The organism is Microvirga sp. P4_G7, from assembly GCF_056401005.1.
Genome location: NZ_JBFUKD010000904.1, coordinates 1 through 1,222, shown reverse-complemented (window position 1 = coordinate 1,222; position 1,222 = coordinate 1). Strand labels below are relative to the sequence as shown.

At 62.1% G+C, this 1,222-nt stretch carries 1 protein-coding gene; it reads right to left on the bottom strand.

Going from position 1 to position 1,222, the window contains the following annotated elements; all coding sequences use genetic code 11:
• Positions 1 to 1,222 (bottom strand): hypothetical protein (locus AC1DT3_RS21785; protein WP_477467265.1); only part of this gene is annotated, 1,222 nt, incomplete at both ends.

The following is a 1,222-nucleotide window of genomic DNA, read 5'->3' as shown; positions in this document are numbered from 1 at the left end:
GGTCATCGCGCCGCTATTGTTGATGCGTAGCGTCTCTCCCAAGMCACCCTCGTCGCCGCGCAACGCAACATCGCTAAGGGCTTGAACGGTACCGGTATTGCTAAAACTCTGCGCGTCCCCGCCGAGCAGCAAGCCGGCACTCGTCCCCCAACCGGCCGAAATGTCGCTTCGGTTCGTTACACTGACGGGACCTCCCTGTGACGTCGCATCGATGGCCGAGGAGTGGTTGCCGATGGTGGTGATTGCGCCACTGTTTTGGATCACGATAGGCGCGGCGCCATTCGTCAGCGCTTGGATGCCTTGGCTGTCGACGGCTCCGAGGGTTCGTATTCCGCCTTGGTTGACGATCGTTTGCGTTCCCGACGTTGAGAAGGTGCGGATGCCTTGCTGCCGGTTACCCCGAGCAATGATATCGCCGCTATTGTCGACTGATACCGAGCCGAGGCCAGTCCCCGTGAAATAGGCGTTTGCGGCCAGGATCGCCGCACCGGAGCCGTCGACGTCGATCAGTGTTCCCGTAAACGAAACGCTGACATCGCCGCCGTAGCTGATGCCTTCGAGCCCGAATGCCCCAGAACTCGTTCCGGCATTCGCATGGGTGACGATCTCTCCGCGCGCGTCGATATTGACGTCGCCGGTCGCGGACCTGGCGCTCGCGTAGATGCCGGTGCCGTCGCGGTGGAACGTCTCGATCCTGTCACCGGTAAAGTTGACGTCGACACTTCCGTTGGTCGCGTCAGCGCGGATGCCGCCGGATCCGGCACCGTGGCTGGTCAGGTTGCCCGAATAGTCGACATCGATATTGCCGTCCGCCGCATTGACGATGATCGCGTGCCCGCGAGGGGTGCCGGCGCCACCGAGAACGGTGATGTCGCCGGAGCCGGTGACCCTTATGTCACCTGCTAAAAACGCATTGATGTAAATGCCTCTCGATCCCTCGGTCGCCGTGGCGCTTCCGACCGCGATCGCGCCGTCATTGTTGACAGATATCGTGCCCCCTTGCGAGGTCAGGTATATCCCGTGCGCGCCCAGGCCAGTGGTGGATATCGCTCCTGCATTGCGGACGGTGATGTCGGCGGCTGCGCTCGCCGACGAGCGAATGCCGAAGCCGTTCAGCCCAAACTCGTAATCGCACCGGAATTCACGATCGTCGTCGCACCGGAATCCGCCTGAGTGTAAATCCCATACGCATTGGTGCCCGTGGCACGGATGCTGGCACCGC